This is a genomic window from Streptomyces sp. NPDC057438 (assembly GCF_042802995.1).
Lineage (GTDB): Bacteria > Actinomycetota > Actinomycetes > Streptomycetales > Streptomycetaceae > Streptomyces.
Map to the genome: position 1 here is coordinate 35,552 of NZ_JBHVDD010000071.1, position 19,782 is coordinate 55,333.

Here is a 19,782-nt window from a genome sequence, read left to right on the forward strand (position 1 = left end):
CGGGGCCGCAGCCGACCGCACCATCGAACGGAGTACGAACGTGTTGATCGGGATCGACGAGATCCGGGAAGCCGCCGCGACGATCGCCGGCCATGTCGTGCGGACGCCGACCGTCCCGAGCCCGGGGCTGTCCGAGCTGCTCGGTGTCCCCGTGACCACGAAGCTGGAGCTGCTGCAGCGCACCGGCTCGTTCAAGGCCCGGGGCGCCACGGCGAAGTTGCTGGCGCTCACTCCCGCCGAGCGGGCGGCCGGCGTCGTCGCGGTCAGCGGCGGCAACCACGGGATCGCGCTGGCGCACATGGCCGCGGCGCTGCACATCAAGGCGACCGTGGTGATGGCGCGGAGCGCCCCCCGGCGTGCCATCGACCTCGTCGAGGCGGCCGGGGCCTCGCTGCGGCTCACGGACGGCATGGCGGAGGCGTTCGCGCTGACCGAGCGGCTGCGGGAGGAGGGCCTCACCCTCGTCCACCCCTTCGACGACCCGCTGGTGATCGCCGGTCAGGGCACCGTCGGCCTGGAGTTCGTCGAGGACACCCGGGGCACCGGCGACACGGACGACCCCGGCGCGCTCACCGACGTACTCGTGAGCATCGGCGGTGGCGGGCTGATCGCCGGTGTCGCTGCGGTCTTCGAGGCCCTGCGTCCCGGGGTCCGCGTCTGGGGCGTGGAGACCGTCGGCGCGACGGCCATGACCGAGGCGCTCGCGGCCGGCGGCCCCGTCACGGTCCCCCTCTCCTCCGTCGTCACCACGCTCAGCGCCCCCTCCGCCTCCCGGCTCACCTACGACCATGTGACCGCCCTCGTCGAGGACGTCCTCGTGGTCCCCGACGCCGAGGCCGTACAGGGCGTCCTCGACTTCGCCGAGCACGCCAAGGTGTGGACGGAGCCCGCCGCCGGATGTCTGCTGCCCGCGGCCCGGCAGGTGCGGGAGCGGGTCGGCGACGGCGCCCGGCTGGGTCTCGTGGTCTGCGGCGGCAACGCCACCACGGCCGACATCACGGACTGGGCACGGCGGTTCGGGCTGCGGTGACGGGGCCGGCCGGGTCCGGCGACAATGCTCGGATGAGCTCAACGGCCGAACACACCCCCGTCGTCATCGTCGGTGCCGGGCCCGCCGGACTGACCGTCGGCAACGTCCTGCGGGCCGCCTCCGTGGACTGCGTGGTGCTGGAGACCGAGAGCCGGGAGTTCATCGAGACCCGGCCCCGGGCCGGGTTCCTGGAGGAGTGGGTGGTGCGCGCCCTGGAGCGGCGCGGGCTGGCGGGGCGGCTCGTGGAACGGGCGCCGGTGCACACGGAGTTCGAGTTCCGCTACGCCGGTGAGCGCCGGCGGTTCCCGTACACGGAGATCACGGGGCACCACCACTACGTGTACCCGCAGCCGCTGCTGGTGACGGACCTGGTCAGGGAGTACGCGGACGTCCGGGGCGGCGACATCCGCTTCGGCGTGCGGGAGGTCGAGCTGCACGGCATCGACGGCGAGCGCCCCTCCGTGTCGTACCTGGACCCGGCGAGCGGCGAACGGCGGCTGCTGCACTGCGAGTTCGTCGCGGGCTGCGACGGCGCGCGCGGTGTCACGCGCACCGCGCTGCCCGCCGGCCACGCCACGGTCGCCCGGCACGACCACGGGGTGGGGTGGCTGGCGCTGCTCGCCGAGGCGCCGCCCTCGTCCGACTGCGTGATCCTCGGCGTCCATCCCCGGGGCTTCGCCGGGCACATGGCGCGCAGCCCGGAGATCACCCGCTACTACCTGGAGGTCCCGGCGGGGGACGACCCGGTGAACTGGCCGGACGAACGGGTCTGGTCCGAGCTGCACGCCCGGCTGGCCGTCCCCGGCACCCGGCCGCTCACGGAGGGCCCGTTGGTGGAGAAACGGGTGCTCGACATGCACAACTACGTGACCGAGCCGATGGCGTACGGCCGGCTGTACCTCGCGGGCGACGCGGCCCATCTCGTCGCGCCGATCGCCGCGAAGGGCATGAACCTCGCGCTGCACGACTCCTTCCTCCTCGCGGACGCCCTGATCGCCCGGCTGCGCGAGGGGGACGACGGCGGGCTGCGCGGCTATTCCGCTGCCTGTCTGCGCCGGGTCTGGCACTACCAGGAGTTCTCGCAGTGGCTGGCGGAGCTGCTGCACGGCCCGTCGTCCGGCGACGCGTTCCGGGCGGGCGCCGCCACCGCCCGGCTCCGTCGCGTCCTCGGCTCCCCCGCCGCCGCGTCCACCTTCGCCGAGCTGTTCATCGGCAAGGACACCGACCACTAGCACCGGACGCCCCTCAGGGGCCGTCGTGGCAGCAGCTGTCCTGGCGCATCGTGCGGCCGACCTCCAGCCAGTCCTCCTCGGTCCCGGCAGCCGTGGCGCGGCGGGCCGTGGGCCGGTGGGCGGCCACCAACTCCTCGGTGGTGTACGGCGTTCCGCCGCGCAGGACCGACACCGTGCGGACGAGATCGGCGAAGTCCGTGAAAGGGTCGCCGTCGACGACGGTCAGGTCCGCCAGCTTGCCCGCGCCGACCGTGCCGAGGTGGTCGTCGAGGCCGAAGATCCGGGCCGGGAGCACGGTCGCGGTGCGCAGGGTCTCGGCCGGGGTGAGCCCGCCGGCGTGCAGTGCGCGCAGGGCGAGGTGGAGGAAGAGGCCGACGGGTACGAGCGGCTGGTCGGTCCCGAGGGCGACGAGGCCGCCGGCCGTGAGGACCCGCCGGTAGACGTCGGTCTCGGTACGCAGCGCGGCGAGTTGGGCGGGCGTGGGCGGAGTTCCCGCTCCCTGCCGGACGAGGGCGGCGTCCCACGGCGGCATCACGGCCGTGACCCGGGGGTCGTCGGCCAGGGACGGGTCCGCGCCCATGAGGGGCAGGGCCGTGAAGGGGGTGGCGATCAGGGAGAAGTCCACGCCCTGCCGGGTGTAGATCTCCACGACGTCCTCGTACGCCTGCCCGCTCGCGGTGACGGCGTGGCCGAACTCTGCGCGCTGGGTGGCCTGCAGATGGGTCGTCAGGTCCTGCCCGAGCTGCACGCCCGGGGAGAGCAGGTGGCCGCCGGTGCGCACGCCGAGACGTTCGTGGGCGAAGCGGGCGGCCTCGCTCATCACCCAGCCGGGCGCCCGGACATACGTCTTGACGAAGTCCCAGTCGAGGGCGGCGGCCCGCTCCAGTGAGCGCCGCAGTCCCGCCCTCGTCCGGTGGGCGCGTCCCATGCTGTACGCGACCCGCGCGCCGTCGAGGAGTTCGCCGGTGGTGAGCAGCCGCGGTCCGGCGAGCCGTCCGGCGTTCACCTCCTCGCGGATGCGGGCCTGTTCGTGGGCGAAGCCGCCGAGGGAGACGGCGGTGGTGACGCCGTAGGTGAGCTGGCCGACGGCCTGGCGGCTGCCGTAGGTGCTCTGCCAGGGGTGGGTGTGGGTGTCCCACAGGCCGGGGAGCACGGTGTGCGCGGAGGCGTCGACGCGGCGCAGGGCGGCCCGGCGGTCGCCCCGGTGGGGTTCGACGGCGGTGATCCGGCCGCCGCGTACGACGATGTCGACGTCGTCGCGGACGGTCTCGCCGGTGCCGTCCCACAGGCGTCCGGCGTGGACGACGGTGTCGGCGGGGGTGGGCCGGGTGCGGTCGAGCGGTACGCGGACGGTGCGCACGCGGTCGCCGGAGATGTCGACGAGCCGGAGCCGGGTGCCCGACTGGTGGAGCAGGGTCCTGGCATCACCGGACCAGGTGGGATGGTCGGCGGGGTCGGTGGTGAGGGTGCGGAGTCTTCCGCGCGGGGTGCCGTCCGGGGTCACCGGCAGCAGGCAGAGGGCGGACTCGACGATCACGGCCATCCAACGGCCGTCGGGCGACCAGGCGGGTCCGGAGTCGTACCGGTCGGCGATCGAGGTGTGGGGCGCGACCGCGTGCAGCCGGTCGGCACCGGTGGTGGCGTCGACGATCCGGATCAGGTTGTGGCCCTCGCGGAATCGGGCGCCGAGCCGGTTGCGATCGCACAGCGCGAGGTACCGGCCGTCCGGCGACCAGCTCGGCCTGCCGGGGATGCCGCCCCCGCCCAGCGGTGCCACGAGGACGCGTTCCTCGCCGCTCGCCAGGTCCCGTACGACGAGGCGGCCGGCCATGTCGAGGCAGGCGAGCCGCTGCCCGTCGGGCGACAGGGCGGGCATGACCCGGCCGCCGGTGGCGAGGGCGGTCTCCTCGCCGGTGGCCAGATCGTGCCGGTACACGCCGAGGAGGCCGTCGCGGTCGTCGGCGTAGACGAGGGACCGTCCGTCGTGCGCCCAGGCGGGTGCGAGGAGCCATCGGGTGGGCGGCGACTGCCGCAGCCTCTTCGGCGCGCGGCCGCCCGCCGTGTCCGCCAGCCAGAGCGCGTTGAGGGCGGCGAACGCGACGCTCCGCCCGTCCGGGGAGAGTGCGGGCAGGTGGATGCCCCGCGCGGGCCGCACCCGTGCCTCACCGAGGTCGTACTCCTTGGTCCGGCGGCGGGACCGGTCGACGGGGAGGACCGCCTCGAAGGGGATCTCCTCGGTCCGCGCGGGCGCTTCGGGCCGCAGGAGGGTGAACCGGCCGTCCAGGGTGAGAAGCAGCTCGCCCCGGGCCGTCCAGCGGGGCGGGACGGGTGCGAGGTCGCCGTCGACCGGGACGGGCTCTCCGGCGACGACGAGCGTGCACGTGCCGTGGGGGGAGGGGGTGGTGCGCAGGTACGCGAGGCGGCCGTCCGGGGCGAGGGCGGGGGTCATGACCTGGGCGGCCTCGGTCTCGGTGTGCTCGACGGTCACCGGGCCCGTGCCGTCGGCTGCCACCGCGGCCACGGTGCGGGACTCCACGGACGGGGTCGTGCCCGTGGTGACGACCTTGCCGCGCACGAACAGCAGCCGGGTGCCGTCCGGTGACCAGGTGGGGTCGAAGTCCTCCCAGCCGCCGTCCTGGAGGGGGCCGTCCTGGCCGGGGAGGCCGGTGACGCGGGTGATGTCGCCGGTGGCCAGGTCCAGGACGTGGACGCGGTAGGGGCATCCGTTGGCGGGGCTGTCCGGGTCGCCGCCGCGTTCGGAGCAGAAGGCGAGCCGGGTGGCGTCGGGCGACCAGGCCGGGGCCCGGTCGTCCCAGGGGCCGTCGGTGCGCTGTCGCAGCCCGGATCCGTCGGGGCGCACGGTCCACAGGTGGAAGCCGCCGCCCCGGTAGGCGCAGAACGCCACGAGGCCGCCGTCCGGGGAGTGGGTGGGCCGGTTGGGTTCGAGGTCGGCCGGGGTGAGGGGGACCGCTCTGCCGCCGCCGCGCGGCAGGGACCACAGGCCGCTCTGGACCTCGGCGATCAGGGTGTCGCCGCTGGTGGCGAGGGTCGCCGCACCGTTGGTCGCCCGGGTGAAGGTGAGGGAGGGTCCGGTGCCGGAGGCGCCGGGCCCGGCGGCGGCCACGGCCGGAGCGGCGGTGCCGAGGACCGCGGCGGCCCCGGTGGCCCCGGTGGCGGCGAGGAGTTGACGGCGGGTCAGGGGCGGGGTGCGGTGACTCTGGTCACGGTCCATGACACCGCACGCTCGCGCACCGCACGGCACACGGGCAACATCGCCATTCACGCCACCGGGGATGTCACCCACCGGTGTGACGGCGGCCGATGGCACGGCTCGGGTCGGCGTGGCGGTGTCCTGGGCCGGTCAAGACCGCGCGTCGGCGTCCGGTATCAGAAGCCCGGCATGGCGGTGCTCGGGATCAGAAGCCTCTCGCGGGACCCACCGTCGGCCGGTCGCGCTCACCCCGAGACGGTCACCGGCACGGCGGCGCCCCGGTGTCGACGCGCGGGATCAGTCGTCGGCGTCCCGGCGCCGGATCCACGCGGGCAGTACGAACCAGCACAGCAGGTACCAGAGCAGGACGCAGCCCACCAGCCAGGGCACGAACTCGTCGTGCGTGGCCACGCGCAGGATCAACAGCAGCGCCGACGTCATCGTGGCGAGGAGCAGTACCAGGCCGACGACGGTCAGGCGGGCCGCCCACCGCACGGCGGCGGGTTTGATGCGGCGACCGGCGACGATCCGGTGGAAGGAGACGGGCCCGATGAGCGCGCCGGTGGCGGCGGCGCCGAGGACGACGGTCACGATGTAGATCGTCCGCTCGGTCTGCGCCAGATCCTCGTAGCGCGGCGTGAACACCACGGTGAGCAGGAAACCGAACAGGATCTGCACCCCGGTCTGGGCGACCCGCACCTCCTGGATGAGTTCGCTCCAGCGGCGGTCGGCCCGCTCGTCCTCGGTCTCGTCGCGCCCTCTGCTCCGGTCGCCCCGCGCCTCGGTCACGTGTCCTCCCGGCTGAAGTCGGTGTTCCCCTCCCTCCATGACGCCGTGCGCCCGGACCTCAGGCACATCGCGTGCCATGTCAGTCGCACGAGCGAATCCGCTCGGCCGAATCCGTTCCGGCCGGGGCGATCTCCGCCACCGGCCGGGGCTGCCTCACCCGCCTCCTCCCCCGCCGCCTCACACCTCGCGTCTCACACCTTGCGCCAGCGCGCCATCGCGAAGGAGAACACCCCGAACAGCACGAGCCCGGCCGCGACACACGCGAGGAGCGCCGGTCCGGCGGGGGCGTCGGCGAAGGAGCGGATGGTGTCGTCGAGGCCCTTGGCCTCGTCGGGTTCGTACTGGATCGCGGCGCGGACCGCGAAGACACCCGCCGCGGCGAACACCAGGCCGCGCGCCACCCCGCCGCCCACACCGCTCACGTCGACGAGCCGCCGCGTGCGCCGGGACATCTCACCGAGCCGCAGGTGCTTGCGGTACGACCGCATCGCGGCCCGCACGCCGATCCAGCCGCCCGCGACGACGACCCCGACACCCGCCGCGCCCACGATCCACTGCCCGCCGGGCAGTTCGAGGGCGCGTGCCGTCACGTCCCGGGACTGCTCGTCGCTGGAGCCGCCCCCGCCGCCCTCGCCGGCCGCGAAGGCCAGCACCGAGTAGGCGACGAAGGAGTAGAAGACGAAGCGGGCGGCGGACGCGAGCCGCTTGGTCCACTTGCGGCCGTCCGCTCCCGCCGCGCCGAACACGGCCTCCGACAGCCGCCACAGGGCCATGCCGACCAGACCCACGCCCAGCGCCCACAGCAGCACGGAGCCGAGCGGCTTCTCGGCGATCTCCTCCAACGCTCCCTGTCTGTCGGCCTGTTCCGAGCTTCCGCCGAACGCGATCTGCAGGGCCAGCGCCCCGACGAGCAGATAGATGACGCCGCGCGCCGTCAGCCCGGCGCGCGCCGCGCCCTCCGTCACCGAACTCCGCGCGGCACGCCCGCGCCCCACCCCCAAAGTGGTCATCAGCTACGCCCCTCCCGCCCCTCGACCCGCAGTTGCAGTTGCACTTCCTGGTCACCGGCGTCCACGCCGACCTGACGGACGCTGTACTCCTCCTCCAGCGCCTCGCGCAGCAACCGTACGGCGGGCGGGCTGCCCTGCACCTCGACCGTGACGGGAGCGGACGGCGGCTGGGGGTGCTCCCCCGTGCCGGAGGGGACGGCGGCGGCAGTGTCGTACATGCCGGTCCACATCGTCGGCCGGCCGGTGCCGGTCTCGTGCGGCGGGTCGTCGGGGCGCCGGTCCGTCTCGAAGTGGGCGCGCAGACACGCGAAGACGCGTTCGGCGTCCTGGGCCGAGCAGTCGCAGAGCACGACCTCGACCTGGGACACCGGCAGACTGGGCAGGGTCACGAGCCTTCTCCCTCGTGTGGGCGGCTGGGGCGGGTACCCCGAGTACCCCCATGGTGGGCCCGAAACGGGGTTCTCGCAGGTCGCGCGAGCGGACGCCGGGAGGGGTGCGGGGCGTGGGCTATGTTGAGTGCTCGTGGGAGACGAAGGAGGCGCGCGCGTGCCATCGCCGCAGCAGGCACGTGCCCAGGCATCAGCGATCACGTCCGGGAGGACCGCCCCGGGGACCGAGCAGTCCCCCACGTCCCGGCTCAGGGAACTGTTCGACGGCCCCCGGCTCTCCCCCGGGCAGCGGCGGATCGCGCAGTACCTGATCGAGCACATCACCGAGGCCGCGTTCCTGTCGATCACTGATCTCGCGGAGCGGGTCGGTGTCAGCCAGCCCTCGGTGACCCGGTTCGCCGCGGCCGTCGGTTTCAGCGGCTACCCGGCGCTGCGGGAGCGGCTGCAGTCCATCGCGCTCGCCACCCTCGGCAGCGCCCCGGGCGTCCTGGCGGCGGACCGCAGCAACGAACTGCAGGCCGCCGTGGACGCCGAGATCGAGAACCTGGAGAACCTACGGCGCGACTTCGCCGACCCCGACCAGGTGATCCAGGTCGGCCGCGCCCTGTCGCGCTCGGCCCCGCTGACCGTCCTCGGGCTGCGGATCTCCGGCGCGCTCGCCGAGTACTTCGCCTACGCCGCCCGCCGTATCCACCCCGACGTCCGGCTGGTGACGAAGGGCGGCACGGTCGCCTACGACGCCCTGCTGCAGTCCCGAGAGGCGGGCGGCACCTGGGTGCTGGCGTTCTCCATGCCCCGGCACGCGCAGGAGACACTGACCGCGCTGCGCGTCGCGCACGACGCCGGGCTGCGGGTGGCGCTGGTCACCGACCTGGCGCTCGGTCCGCTGGCGGACGAGGCCGACGCCGTCTTCGCCACCGGCACCGGCTCACGCCTGGTCTTCGACTCCTACGCCGCCCCCGTGATGATGTCCTCCGCCCTGCTCCAGGCCATGACGGACGCCGACCCCGAGCGCACCCAGGCCCGCCTGGAGGCGTACGAGCAGGTTTCGGAGCAGCATCAGTTCTTCCTCAGGGACTGATCCCGTTCCGTCCCGCCCCGCCCCGCCCCGCCCCGCCCCCGGAGCCGCGTGGTCTCCCCGGTGCCTCGCCCGCCGCCTCTCCCGGCATGAATTTTTCCATGCCCTTGCATACTCAGGGGTATATATAAATACTGCTCGCGGATCGTGCCCCGGTGGAACGCCGGGTCACGTCGTCCACCCGGGTCCGTCCGCTCCTACCCGCCACGGCGCCCCGGGTGAGGCGGCCCCGGCCATCCCCTATGCCGGGGCCGCCCAGACTCCACCACCCGCTGCACCCCATGGCGTCGATGCAAGACCGGAGCGTTACACATGGCCCTGACCTCCTCGCCCCTCCGCACGGACTGGCCGTGTCAGGTCAAGACACCCGGCAGTTACGACTGGGAGAGGTCCGCGGCCAAGTGGCTGCGCGAGCTGGTGCCGGCCCGTTACGGCAGCTACCCGGCGATGATGCGGCACCCCGTGCTGCTCGCCCGCCACGCGCAGATCCAGGTCCAGCACGAGATCCGGGTCGCCCGCACCGCCCTGCAGACCGCCCGCTCCGAACTGCCCAGCCTCGGCATGTCCGAGTCGGTCATCGAGCACACCATCAAGATGTACGCCGCCGAGGTCATGCAGCTGAACCACATGGCCCGCTCCATCCGGGCCGTCAGCCAGGCCCTGGTGGACCACAACCTCGCCCGCGCCTCGAACTGACCCGCTCACGCTCCCCGCGCGCCGCGGTACACGGGACCGCCCCGGGGGAAGACGATGGGCAGGCACAGGCCGGGCACACCGCCCGGCCCGACGGAGGGGCGGACCGATGGATTCCTGGACCTGGGGTGTGATCGCCGCGATCGCGCTGATCGCCGCCGCTGTCCTCGGCGTGGCCGTCCGGCTGCTGCTGCGGCTGGTGCGGACCCGGCGCGAACTGAACCGGGCCGGGCTGCCCACCGGCCCCAAGTGGGTCTTCTGGGGCGCCGTCCTCTATCTCGTCCTGCCGACGGACCTTGTCCCGGACCCGGTCTACCTGGACGACATCGGCGTCCTCCTGCTCGCTCTGCGGTCCATGCGCAGCGGCCGCCAGGACGTCCTGGCCGACGAGGGCCGGGAAGGCACGGGAACCGCACTGCGGGGGTGAGACGTTGTCGGGCCGACGGTCACTGCGACGGACGGCACCGATGAGCGAGCTGGTTCCCGGGGGCAATCTCCCCCTGCCGGGCGGCACCCTGACGATCAGGGTGCCGGGCCCCTTCGACGTGTCCGCGCTCGTCACCGACGACACCGGCAAGGTCCGCGGCGACGCCGACTTCGTCTTCTACAACCAGCCGACGACACCGGGCGCCCGGCTGACCGGCCAGAGCCTGACGGTGGACCCGGCCGCCCTGCGCCCCGGCGCGACCCGCCTCACCGTCGCGGTCAGCCCCGCCGTCCCGGGCACGCCGCTCGGCCACCTGCCCGCCCCGACCCTGCTCGTCACCGGCCCCGCGGGCCGCACGATCGCCCGCTTCACCCCGCCGAGGCCCACCGACGAGACCGTACTGCTCCTGGCGGAGCTGTACCGCAGGGGACCGGGCTGGAAGCTGCGGGCCCTCGGGCAGGGATACGCGGACGGCCTGGCGGGAGTGGCCAGGGACTTCGGCGTGGAGGTGCTGGAGGAGGAGACGCCCACGCCACCGCCCCGGCCGGGGCGCGGAGCCACGCCCCCCGCGGCTCGGCCGCGCGGGCGGGGCCTGCCCTCACCGACGCACCTGCGCCCCACCATCCCGTCGCCCTCCCCCGCCGCCACCGACTTCCTCGGCCTGGTCAACGCCGTCCGCTCCGACGCGGGTTCTGCGCCCGTCTCCCTCGACAGCCGTCTGTCGGCCGCCGCCCGGGCGCACGCCGCCGCGATGGCCGCCCAGGGCCGGCTCGCCGCCGAGGGCCGGGACGGCGTCTCCGTCCACCAACGCGTCACCGGCACCGGCTACGCCTACCTCACCATCGGCGAGCACCTGGTCTCCGGCCCCCGCACCGCCGCCGAGTTCGTGGACTACTGCCGTTCCGACGACACGGCCGGGCGTACCCTCCTCGACTCCGCCTGGAGCGAGACGGGGCTCGGTCACACCACCGACCCCCGGTCGGGAACCGTCTTCTGGACGGCCCTGTGGGCCCACCCCTTCTCCCTGGCCGGCCTCCACCGGACCGCCACCGAGGTCATCACCCTCACCAACACCGAACGGGCCGGGGCCGGCCTCCCGCCGCTCTCCCCCGACCCGCACCTGACCGACGCCGCCCAGGCGCACAGCGCCGACATGGTGGCGCGGGCCTTCTACGCGCACACCTCTCCCGACGGGGGCGAACCGTGGCACCGCGCGGCCGCGGCCGGATCCGCCCACCGGTCGGTCGGTGAGAACATCGCGTGCGGCCAGCGCTCCGCCGCCGAGGTGGTGCGCGGCTGGATGAACAGCCCCGGGCACCGCGCCAACATCCTCAAACCCGGCTTCACCCACATAGGTGTCGGTTTCGTCGGCGGTGGCACGGCCGGCACCTACTGGACCCAGCTGTTCGGCGGCTGAAACCGACCCGCCGTGACTGTCCCTCTTTCGGGTCGGTCAACTCGCCTCCCCACTCAGCTACTTGACTCTCCGTGATCACTGGACTCCAATGCACCCTGTCGATGACGGAGAGCAACGGGAGACGGATCAGATGGTTTCGAGAACCGTGGGTACGGGTGTGGCGGCGCTGGGCGCGATCGTCCTGTCCCTCGTGACGGCCCCCGCCCACGCGGCCCCGCAGGCGGGGCCCGACACGACCGGGCTGCGAAAACTGCTGCGCACGGCGCTGTCGCAGGGGGCACCGGGCGCGTTCGCCAGGATCGACGACAACGGCACGGTGCACCACCTGGCGGAAGGGGTCGCGGACCGGTCCACCAAGCGGGCGCTGGGCACCGGGGACCGCATCCGGGTCGGCAGCGTCACCAAGACGTTCACGGCGGTGGTCCTGCTGCAACTGGTCGACGAGGGCAAGGTCAAGCTCGACTCCTCGGTCGACACGTATCTGCCGGGACTGCTGCCGGACAGGAAGATCACCGTGCGGCACGTCCTCAGTCACCGCAGCGGGCTGTACGACTACGCCAACACCCTCTTCTCCCCGAGCGTGGCGGGGTTCGAGAAGGTGCGGAACAAGGTGTTCACCTACCGTCAGCTGATGGACATGTCCCTCGCCGAGCCGCGCACCAACAAGCCGGGCGCGGCCTACGCGTACTCGAACGCCAACTTCGTGGTCGCGGGCATGCTCATCGAGAAGATCACCAAGAAGCCGGTGGCGACGGCCTACCAGGACCGGATCATCAAGCCGCTGAAGCTGACCGAGACGTTCTACGTCCACCCGAAGAACACGATCCCCGGCAAGTACTCCCGCGGCTACATGACCGCCGACTCCACCGGGAAGAAGATCGACTCGACACAGCAGACGACGTCGTGGGCGCAGAGCGCGGGCGGTCTGGTCTCCGGCGCCAAGGACCTCAACAAGTTCATGTCCGCGCTGGTGCGGGGCAAGCTCACCTCGGCCGCCCAGCTCAAGCAGATGCTGACGTGGACACCGGTGAACAGCACCCAGGCGTACGGGCTGGGGCTGCGCCGGCGTGATCTGTCGTGCGGGGTCTCGGTGTACGGGCACACGGGGACCGTGCAGGGCTACTACACGTGGGCGTTCACCTCGAAGAACGGCAAGCGCAGCGTGACCTCGTTCGCCAACACGTCCAACAACGGCACGGTGTACGCGACGGTGAACAGCACGCTGGAGTCCACCTTCTGCGGCTGAGCCGGCCGGTGCGCCTCCGGCGGCGGATGAGGGCGGGCCGCTTTCACCGTCTGCTGATGCCACCGCCACCGTGGGCACGGCCGAGGGTGTGGAGGTGTTCCAGGGCGTCGAGGACGACGGTCCGGTCGTACCAGGCGAGCCACTCGCCGGCCTCGGCGCCCACGACGGTCAGCTCCTTGGTCTGGGCGCGGGTCAGACCCCGCAGCGGGCGTTCGAGATGGGCCGAGACCATGCCGACGACCAGCCCGGAGGAGGAGGTGAGCGGCACGCTGTGGCAGGCGCGGCTGCCCGCGCGCAGGATCGCCTCGCGGGCGTCCTCGGTGAACACCGGGTCCGTGGCCACGTCCCGGACCGTGACCTGGGACGCCTCCCGTGCGGCACGGGCGCAGGCGGTGCCGTCGTCGCCGACGTACGCGAAGAAGTCGACGAAGTCCGCGGTGAGTCCCGTGTGTCTCTCGATGCGCAGTCCGCCCTCGGCCCGGTCGGCGATCTGGACGTTGCCCATGCCGGTGCCGACGACGGCGAGGGTCCGCTCGAGGACGGCGGCGAGCACCTCGCTCCGGTTGCCGCGCCCGGCGCGGGGCGGGCGTGCCGCCGCGAAGCCGAGAGCCGGCTCGGCCCGCCGGATGCGGCCGGGGAACCACCGGGCGCTCCGGCCGTCCGGGCGGGGCGCCCCCAGTGCCGCGCCGGCCAGGGTGCGCAGCTTGACGTTGTACTGCTGCGAGGCCCGCTGCAGCAGTGCGAACGCGGTCTCGGCGTCCTGCAGCGCGTAGCGCTCCCGCAGCATGCCCTGGGCCTGGGCGATCAGGGTCCGCCCGTCCGCCCCGGTGCGCAGCCTGCGTACCTCGGCGCGCAGCCGCGCCAGTTCCTCCCGGACCGCCTCGTCCCCGCCCTCGGGCTCCGGCCTGGGTCCCGCTCTCATCCCGCACCTTCCGCTGTTCTCGTTCCGGCAGCAGCGCTGCTCGTCTGCCCGGTCCCTGTCCGAGTACGCCGGAGGGAGGCTACCGTCGACGCATGCCCCTGACCTTCGACGACCTGCTGCGCCGGGCCGCCTCCCTGGCCCGCCCCGGCCGCCGGACCCTGCTCGGTATCGCCGGCGGCCCCGGCGCGGGGAAGACGACCCTCGCCGAGCGGCTCACCCGGGTGCTCAACGGCGACGGTGCGCCCTGGGCCGCCCATGTCCCCATGGACGGCTTCCATCTGGCCGACGCGGAACTCGACCGCCTCGGCCGCCGGGACCGCAAGGGCGCGCCGGACACGTTCGACGCGGCGGGCTACGCGGCCCTGCTGGAGCGGCTGCGCCGGGACGGGGACGACGTCGTGTACGCGCCGGGGTTCGAGCGGACCCTGGAGCAGCCCGTCGCGGGGGCGATCCCGGTGCCGCCGTCCGCCCGGCTGGTCGTCACCGAGGGGAACTACCTCCTGCTGGAGGAGGGGGTCTGGCCGCGCGTGCGGTCCCGGCTCGACGAGGTCTGGTTCTGCGACCTCGACGAGGGCGAGCGGGTGCGGCGGCTCGTGGCCCGGCACGAGGAGTTCGGCAAGGGCCACGACGAGGCGGTCGCCTGGGTCCTGGGCTCGGATCGGCGCAACGCGGAGCTGGTGGCGTCGACGAGGTCCCGCGCCGACCTGGTGGTGCCGGCGGCGGCGATGCCGGCGGTGGAGGCGGGCACCTGGACATGAGGCAGCCCGGCGTCGTCAGGAACGCCGGGCTGCCGGTCCGGGAGGGGTGTCAGGCGCGGAGCGTCAGGGTCGGCTCGCCCCGTTCGTCGCCCGCCGGGTCCCCGATGACGGCCGTGAACGCCTCCGTGCTCACCCGCAGTCCGTCCGGGGTCCGGTCGAAGGCGGGCTCGAAGACCTCGCCGGGGCCCCCGTACCGTACGGCGAAGACGTGCAGGTCCTCGGGTGCGCCCGGCGCGGGCGTCGCCTCGACGGCCGTGGAGGCCACCAGGTGGGACCAGCCCTCGTCGGGGTTGCCGTACCCGCGGGGGTCGGCGGCGAGGGCGAAGGCGGCCTGCTCCTGGGTGGTGTCGGCGCGGGCGTCGAAGTACTCCGGGCCCTCGGCGGCGGGGTGGGTCAGCCACAGGTCGCCCGCGGAGGCCACCTCGGCGTCCGCGATCCGGCGCAGGCCGTCGGCGTCGTCCACCAGGTAGGGCAGGCCGGCCAGCAGGTACGGCTCGCCGGGGAGGCGTTCGACGGCGACCGTGGTCCACAGCCGGGTGCCGTCGGTGACGTACAGGGAGCGCACGTGCCGCAGGACGTGGTCGCGGGTGACGACCGGCTTGGTGACCAGCTTGGCGGTGAGGCCGTCGGTCCGGACGTCCCGGACACGGGTCTCCCCCATGGGGCGGCAGAGCAGGAAGCCGTCGACGACCGGGCCGAAGCCGTGCTGCCGGTTGACGGCGGCCGGGAGGAAGTACGTCCTGTCGGCCTCCACCAGGCAGGGGGTCATCCTCCCGTCGAAGGCGACCGAGACGCGGCCGGAGCGCAGCTGGTGGCGGGCCGTCGCCGGGGACGGGGTGCGGTGCCAGGGCGTGGTGTCCTCGATCTGCCAGACCAGCATCCACGCGAAGTGGCCGTCGACACCGCCGTCCGGCTTGACCGCGTGGCGGCCCCAGCGGGTGTCGCCCCGGTAGCGGCCGAGGTCGGCGCCGACGCGGTGGCCGAAGTAGCGCAGCCCGAGGACGGCCTCGAAGCCGGAGTGCTGTTCGCTGTAGCGGGGGCCGCCGAAGTCGAAGCCGCCGTTCGTCAGTCGGGCGTCCAGGTAGCGGGCGACCGCCTCGCCGTCCTCGGCGAAGACGGCCTCGCCGCTGACGCGGTGGGCCTGGGCGAGGAAGGACAGGGAGATCGGGCCGTAGTTGTTGTCCCAGGCACCGCCGTGCTCCGGCGGGAGGAGGGCGCCCCGGTCGCGTACCCGGTGGGCGCGGATCTCCTCGGTGTAGAGGGTGAGCGCGTGGGCGCGGACCTGCGCGCCCTCCTCCGGAGGGAGGTGCCGGGCCAGCATCAGGCCGCCGACGACACAGCCGAGGGCCTGGTTGCCGGCCTCCTGCGGGTTGAAGAAGGTCGCCTCGGTCAGCCAGCGCCAGTACCCGCGGCTCATCTCCCTGAGGGCGGCGGTGCGCTCGTCGTCGAGGAGGCCGTCGGCGAGGTCGAGCAGGTCGACCGCCTGGAGCAGCGCCCACACCGTGCTCGGCCAGTCGCCGATGGGGTGGGCGCCGGACTCCAGGGTGTAGCGGGCGTAGGGGAAGCCGGAGTCACGCACGCGCAGGTTCGGGTAGCCGGGGTTGTCGTCCGTGTAGACCCGCTCGCGGAGGTGGAAGTCGGTGCTGCGGCGGACGGCCTCGGGCAGCCGCGGGTCCTTGGTGCGCTGCCAGGCGAGGGCGAGCAGGGAGGTGATCCCGAGGGAGGTGTCGCCGATGTCGTCGAAGCAGTCGGGGTGTTCGAGGCTGCCCGCGGGCGTGAGGCGCGCGAGGGCCTGCTCGGTGACGTCGGCGAGCACGGCGTCGTACGCCTCCGGGGTGTCCGGCAGGTCGTGCAGCGAACCGAGCTGGCGGGGGAGGTGCACGGGGATCAGTCCTTCATGCCTGGGGTGGCGATGGCGTGGTTGTCGGGGTCACGCGGGGGGGTGCGGACCGGTGGGCGCGCAGGGCGAGGGTCAGGGTGTGCGGGCCGGAGCCGCCGAGGTGGACGCGGTTCCCCGTCGTCGCGTCGGTGCCGCCGACCACGGTGTGGTCCTGGCCCGGGTCGTACCGCAGTATGTCGGCGCGGTCGGGCCCGGCGAGTGGTTCACCCGCCTCGATGCCGACCTCCACCCGGATCTCGTCGTCACCGGCCCGGTAGGTCATCGGCCCGTTCGTCAGGCACCAGCGTCCGTCGCCGATCGGTTCGGCGCCCTCCGGGGAGCCGCCCGGCCGGAAGGTGAGTTCGAGGGCCCAGGGCACCCGGGGGCCGCTGATGTCGATCCGCAGGTCGGCGCCGTCGTCCCTCAGGTCCACCTCGACGCGGGTCGTGTGGGAGACCTCGTCCCGGGGCCGGCCCGGGAAGGCCATGGAGGCCGAGAAGCGTCCGTCGTCCACCAGCCGGTAGGCGCCGTCGTCCCGCCTCTCGCCCTTCGGGAGCGGCTGGTAGTAGGCGGCCGTGAGGGTCTCGGTGAGCCGGTACCGGTCGTCGGTGAGCTGTTCCGTGTCGGCGGCGCGGAACGGGCCCAGGTCGAAGAACCCCCGCGAGAGCCGGACGGCGTCGAGGACGGCCTCGCCGGCGAACAGCCGCAGGAAGGTGGGGTTGCAGGCGAGGCCCGAGCGGATGCGCCGGTGCCGGGGCACGTCAGAGCCGCCGTACACCACCGTGTGCGCGGTGGCCGAGGCGCGCGCGGCGAGGCGCGCGGTGGGGAGGTACCGGCCGCGCGGAAGTGTCTCCTCGGCCGGGGCCGGCAGGGCACGGCACAGGTCCGGGGTGAGGAGGGTCCGGGCGAGCAGGTCGGGGTCGTCGATGCCACCGGCGGCCGCCAGCCGGGCCGCCCGGGCGAAGTCGCCCCGGCCGGTGCGGATCGCTAGCAGCCGGTAGTGCGACAGGTAGGGCGCCAGCGGGAAGGGATGGTGCTGGTCCTGGCGGCGCGAGTGGACGGTCTCCACGGTGCCGTCCGGCCTGATCAGGTCCAGGGTCGTGGCGAGATTGCGTTCGACGGCGTCCAGGAGGTCGGCGCGGTCGAGCACGTCGGCCAGCAGAAGCAGCGACGGGTTGGTCACCTGGGACGCGTAGACGGCACTGCGTTCCGAGTACAGGCCGTCCGCGTCGATGTCGACGCCCTCGGCGAGCCATTCACCGACGCGGTCGAGCAGCCGGTCGTCCGGGAACGAGCGGTGCAGCCGGGCGAGCGCCGCTGCCAGCTCCCAGCGGTGGTTGGGGGTGTGCACCCCACCGGTGAGCAGGCTCCCGGTGGCGGCGTCGGCGATCTCGGCGAGCGCGGCCGTGACGTCGTGCAGGTCCGGACCCGCGTCCGCGGCGAGGACGTAGGCGTCGCACACGTCGTTGACGGTGAACGCGGAGTCCGGCGGTGACTGCACGTTGTCGCCGCCGGCGAAGAGGCCGGTGGTGGTCTGCGCGGCCCGCAGGGCGCCGAGGTGGGTCAGCGCGGCGGCGACGGCCCGCCCGTCGCCGTGCAGGGCCGAGTCGGGGGAACGGTAGGCCGCGACCAGGGTCTTCACCCGCGACGCCAGACCACGGTGCGGCACACCGGTGGGTTCCCCGTCGGGGCGGGCCGCGAGCGGGGCGGCCGTCCGGTCGGCGGCGTGGGCCGCCGCACGGACGAACGCGTGGTCGAGCGGGGTGGACAAGGTCAGTCCTTCAGGCCGGCGTTGATGTCGGCGCCCATGACATAGCGCTGGAAGACCAGGAAGACGAGGATCAGCGGGATCATGGAGATGACCGAAGCGCCGAGCAGGATCGACCAGTTGATGTTCTGCGCGCCGACGATGCTCTGGATACCGATCTGCACGGTGAACTTGTTGGGGTCGTTGAGCATCAGCAGCGGCCAGATGTAGTCGTTCCAGCGCCACTGGAAGGACAGGATGGCGAGGGTGAGCATGATGGGCCGGGAGATCGGCACCATGATCCGCATGAAGATCGACAGCTCACGCGCGCCGTCGATGCGCGCGGCTTCCACGAGTTCGTCGGGAACCGTCAGGAAGAACTGGCGGAACATGAAGCATCCGGTCGCGGTGAGCACGGCCGGCAGGATGATGCCGCTGAACGAGTTGTAGAGGCCGAGGTCGCGGACCACCAGGAACGACGGGGCGAGCATGACCTCGCCCGGCAGCATCGTGGTGGCCAGGATGCAGATGAAGAAGGCCTTGAGCCATCGGTTGTCGTACTTGGCCAGCGCGTACCCGGTGCAGCAGCTGACACCCACCGTGAGGATCGTCGTGATCACGCACACGATGGCCGTGTTGATGAAGTACTGGGAGAAGTTGGCGCTGTCCCACGCCGCCTCGAAGCCCGACAGGGTCGGGTTGTGCGGGACCAGCGTCAGCGGATAGGAGAACAGGTCGCTGGCCGGCTTGAAGGAGCTGAGGATGAACCACAGCACCGGCAGCCCGTACAGGCACGCCAGGATCCACAGCAGGGTCGTCGCGGAGACCGCCTGCCGGAGGCCGCCGGTGGCGGCCCCACGGGGCCGCTTCTTGGAGACGGGCCGTCCGGACCCGGCGTCGACCGGGCGGGGGATGTCTGTGGTTGTCATCGGTTCTCCACCCGCCGGTTGACGATCAGCTGGATGATCGCGACGGCCATCAGGATGAGCATGAGCACGAACGACGCGGCGCTCGCGTAGCCGATCTGGCCCCGTTTGAATCCGGTCTCGTAGATGTACTGGACGAGCAGGTTGTTCGACGTGCCGGGTCCGCCGTTGTTGAGGGCGACGAACACCGGGTATTCCTTCATCGCGTTGATCGTGTTGAGCAGGATGACGATGAACGAGGTCGGCGCGATGCTCGGCAGCGTGATGCTGAAGAACTGGCGCCACGGGCCGGCGCCGTCGAGCGAGGCCGCCTCGTAGTAGGACACCGGTACGTTCTTGATCGCCGCGATGAACAGCAGCATCGAGAAACCGGTCCAGGCCCAGGACGCGGCCATCACCACCACGATCAGCGACAGGTCCGCGTTCGACTGCCACGGAACGGCGCTGCCGCCGAACTGCTCGATGATGTAGTTGACCAGTCCGAAGTTCTCACCGAACAGCCACCGCCACAGGACACCGACGACGATGGGCGACAGGAGCCAGGGGATGAAGAAGATGACGCGGGCCACCGACCCACCCTTGGCGTGCTTGCTCACCAGCAGGTTGGCGGTGAGCAGCGAGACCGCGAAGTTCAGCGGTACGAAGAGCACGGCGTACAGCAGCGTCCGGGTCAGCGCCGCGTAGAAGGTGGAGTCCCCGAACAGGTTGTGGTAGTTCTCCAGTCCGATGTACTGGAACGCCCCCACTCCCGTGTAGTTCGTGAAGCTGTAGACGAGCCCGATCACCGCCGGCCAGACGAAGAACAGCGAGAAGAGCACGACATTGGCCGCGATGAGGACGAGCGGCGCAAGGGTGTACTTGTTCCGTCTCCTGGGCGGGCTCGCGGACACGGCCGAGGCGCGTTTTGTCATCTTCCTGACTCCGTGCTGGTGGAATGGATTGCTGCGGGCTCACCGGCGTGGGCCCTGCGGGCTCACACCATGAGCCCGGCGCTGCGCGGGCGCCCGGGCCGGGCGGCGTCTGGACCC

Annotated in this window: 17 protein-coding genes; 8 read left to right on the forward strand and 9 right to left on the reverse strand. The window is 73.0% G+C overall.

Annotation, left to right across the window (positions count from 1 at the left end; translation table 11 throughout):
• Positions 1 to 43: 43 nt before the first annotated feature.
• Together ACFU5F_RS30570 and ACFU5F_RS30575 are read left to right on the forward strand one after the other, a co-directional pair.
• A complete protein-coding gene (locus ACFU5F_RS30570; RefSeq protein ID WP_383894169.1) occupies positions 44 to 1,030 on the forward strand; it encodes a threonine/serine dehydratase in 987 nt (328 codons plus the stop codon).
• Positions 1,031 to 1,062: 32 nt separating this feature from the next.
• Entirely contained in the window at positions 1,063 to 2,262 is a 1,200-nt protein-coding gene (locus tag ACFU5F_RS30575; RefSeq protein ID WP_383894172.1) for a 4-hydroxybenzoate 3-monooxygenase, read from the forward strand.
• 13 nt (positions 2,263 to 2,275) lie between these two features.
• Here the strand turns inward: ACFU5F_RS30575 and ACFU5F_RS30580 are convergent, their stop codons facing one another.
• From ACFU5F_RS30580 to ACFU5F_RS30595, 4 genes are all read right to left on the reverse strand, one after another.
• On the reverse strand, positions 2,276 to 5,494 hold the full coding sequence (locus tag ACFU5F_RS30580) for an amidohydrolase family protein (protein WP_383894124.1): 3,219 nt from the start codon (positions 5,492 to 5,494) through the stop codon (positions 2,276 to 2,278).
• A gap of 276 nt (positions 5,495 to 5,770) precedes the next feature.
• On the reverse strand, positions 5,771 to 6,301 hold the full coding sequence (locus tag ACFU5F_RS30585; protein ID WP_383894175.1) for a DUF6328 family protein: 531 nt from the start codon (positions 6,299 to 6,301) through the stop codon (positions 5,771 to 5,773).
• Positions 6,302 to 6,453: 152 nt separating this feature from the next.
• On the reverse strand, positions 6,454 to 7,272 hold the full coding sequence (locus ACFU5F_RS30590) for a DUF1206 domain-containing protein (RefSeq protein ID WP_383894126.1): 819 nt from the start codon (positions 7,270 to 7,272) through the stop codon (positions 6,454 to 6,456).
• The gene (locus tag ACFU5F_RS30595) at positions 7,272 to 7,661 is read right to left on the reverse strand and encodes a hypothetical protein (protein WP_383894129.1); all 390 of its coding nucleotides are present in this window, start codon (positions 7,659 to 7,661) and stop codon (positions 7,272 to 7,274) included. Before ACFU5F_RS30595 ends, ACFU5F_RS30590 begins: the two co-directional genes overlap by 1 nt.
• A gap of 157 nt (positions 7,662 to 7,818) precedes the next feature.
• On the opposite strand from ACFU5F_RS30595, the gene ACFU5F_RS30600 reads away from it, so the two are divergent.
• The 5 genes from ACFU5F_RS30600 to ACFU5F_RS30620 all read left to right on the forward strand — a co-directional run bounded on the left by ACFU5F_RS30600 (position 7,819) and on the right by ACFU5F_RS30620 (position 12,522).
• On the forward strand, positions 7,819 to 8,742 hold the full coding sequence (locus tag ACFU5F_RS30600; protein WP_383894132.1) for a MurR/RpiR family transcriptional regulator: 924 nt from the start codon (positions 7,819 to 7,821) through the stop codon (positions 8,740 to 8,742).
• Positions 8,743 to 9,051: 309 nt separating this feature from the next.
• The gene (locus ACFU5F_RS30605) at positions 9,052 to 9,435 is read left to right on the forward strand and encodes a hypothetical protein (RefSeq protein ID WP_383894135.1); all 384 of its coding nucleotides are present in this window, start codon (positions 9,052 to 9,054) and stop codon (positions 9,433 to 9,435) included.
• A 106-nt stretch (positions 9,436 to 9,541) separates the two neighbouring features.
• On the forward strand, positions 9,542 to 9,859 hold the full coding sequence (locus ACFU5F_RS30610; RefSeq protein ID WP_383894138.1) for a YkvA family protein: 318 nt from the start codon (positions 9,542 to 9,544) through the stop codon (positions 9,857 to 9,859).
• A 40-nt stretch (positions 9,860 to 9,899) separates the two neighbouring features.
• Entirely contained in the window at positions 9,900 to 11,276 is a 1,377-nt protein-coding gene (locus ACFU5F_RS30615) for a CAP domain-containing protein (protein WP_383894140.1), read from the forward strand.
• 130 nt (positions 11,277 to 11,406) lie between these two features.
• Positions 11,407 to 12,522, forward strand: a complete 1,116-nt coding sequence (locus ACFU5F_RS30620; RefSeq protein ID WP_383894143.1) for a serine hydrolase domain-containing protein — start codon at positions 11,407 to 11,409, stop codon at positions 12,520 to 12,522.
• Positions 12,523 to 12,565: 43 nt separating this feature from the next.
• On the opposite strand, the gene ACFU5F_RS30625 is transcribed toward ACFU5F_RS30620, so the two are convergent.
• On the reverse strand, positions 12,566 to 13,444 hold the full coding sequence (locus tag ACFU5F_RS30625; RefSeq protein WP_383894146.1) for an ANTAR domain-containing protein: 879 nt from the start codon (positions 13,442 to 13,444) through the stop codon (positions 12,566 to 12,568).
• A 92-nt stretch (positions 13,445 to 13,536) separates the two neighbouring features.
• Between ACFU5F_RS30625 and ACFU5F_RS30630 the strand changes: the two genes are divergently transcribed.
• Positions 13,537 to 14,202 (forward strand): nucleoside/nucleotide kinase family protein, encoded by a 666-nt coding sequence (locus tag ACFU5F_RS30630; protein ID WP_383894148.1) that lies wholly within the window; start codon positions 13,537 to 13,539, stop codon positions 14,200 to 14,202.
• Between the two features lie 49 nt (positions 14,203 to 14,251).
• On the opposite strand, the gene ACFU5F_RS30635 is transcribed toward ACFU5F_RS30630, so the two are convergent.
• From ACFU5F_RS30635 to ACFU5F_RS30650, 4 genes are read right to left on the reverse strand one after another with little or no spacing between them, the layout of a single operon-like run.
• Positions 14,252 to 16,084, reverse strand: coding sequence for a hypothetical protein (locus ACFU5F_RS30635; RefSeq protein ID WP_383894150.1), 1,833 nt, complete (start codon positions 16,082 to 16,084; stop codon positions 14,252 to 14,254).
• Between the two features lie 13 nt (positions 16,085 to 16,097).
• Positions 16,098 to 17,852, reverse strand: a complete 1,755-nt coding sequence (locus ACFU5F_RS30640; RefSeq protein ID WP_383894152.1) for a hypothetical protein — start codon at positions 17,850 to 17,852, stop codon at positions 16,098 to 16,100.
• Positions 17,853 to 17,854: 2 nt separating this feature from the next.
• Positions 17,855 to 18,757, reverse strand: coding sequence for a carbohydrate ABC transporter permease (locus tag ACFU5F_RS30645; RefSeq protein ID WP_383894154.1), 903 nt, complete (start codon positions 18,755 to 18,757; stop codon positions 17,855 to 17,857).
• The gene (locus ACFU5F_RS30650) at positions 18,754 to 19,665 is read right to left on the reverse strand and encodes a carbohydrate ABC transporter permease (protein WP_383894157.1); all 912 of its coding nucleotides are present in this window, start codon (positions 19,663 to 19,665) and stop codon (positions 18,754 to 18,756) included. The genes ACFU5F_RS30645 and ACFU5F_RS30650 overlap by 4 nt, the downstream gene beginning before the upstream one ends.
• Positions 19,666 to 19,782 lie beyond the last annotated feature (117 nt).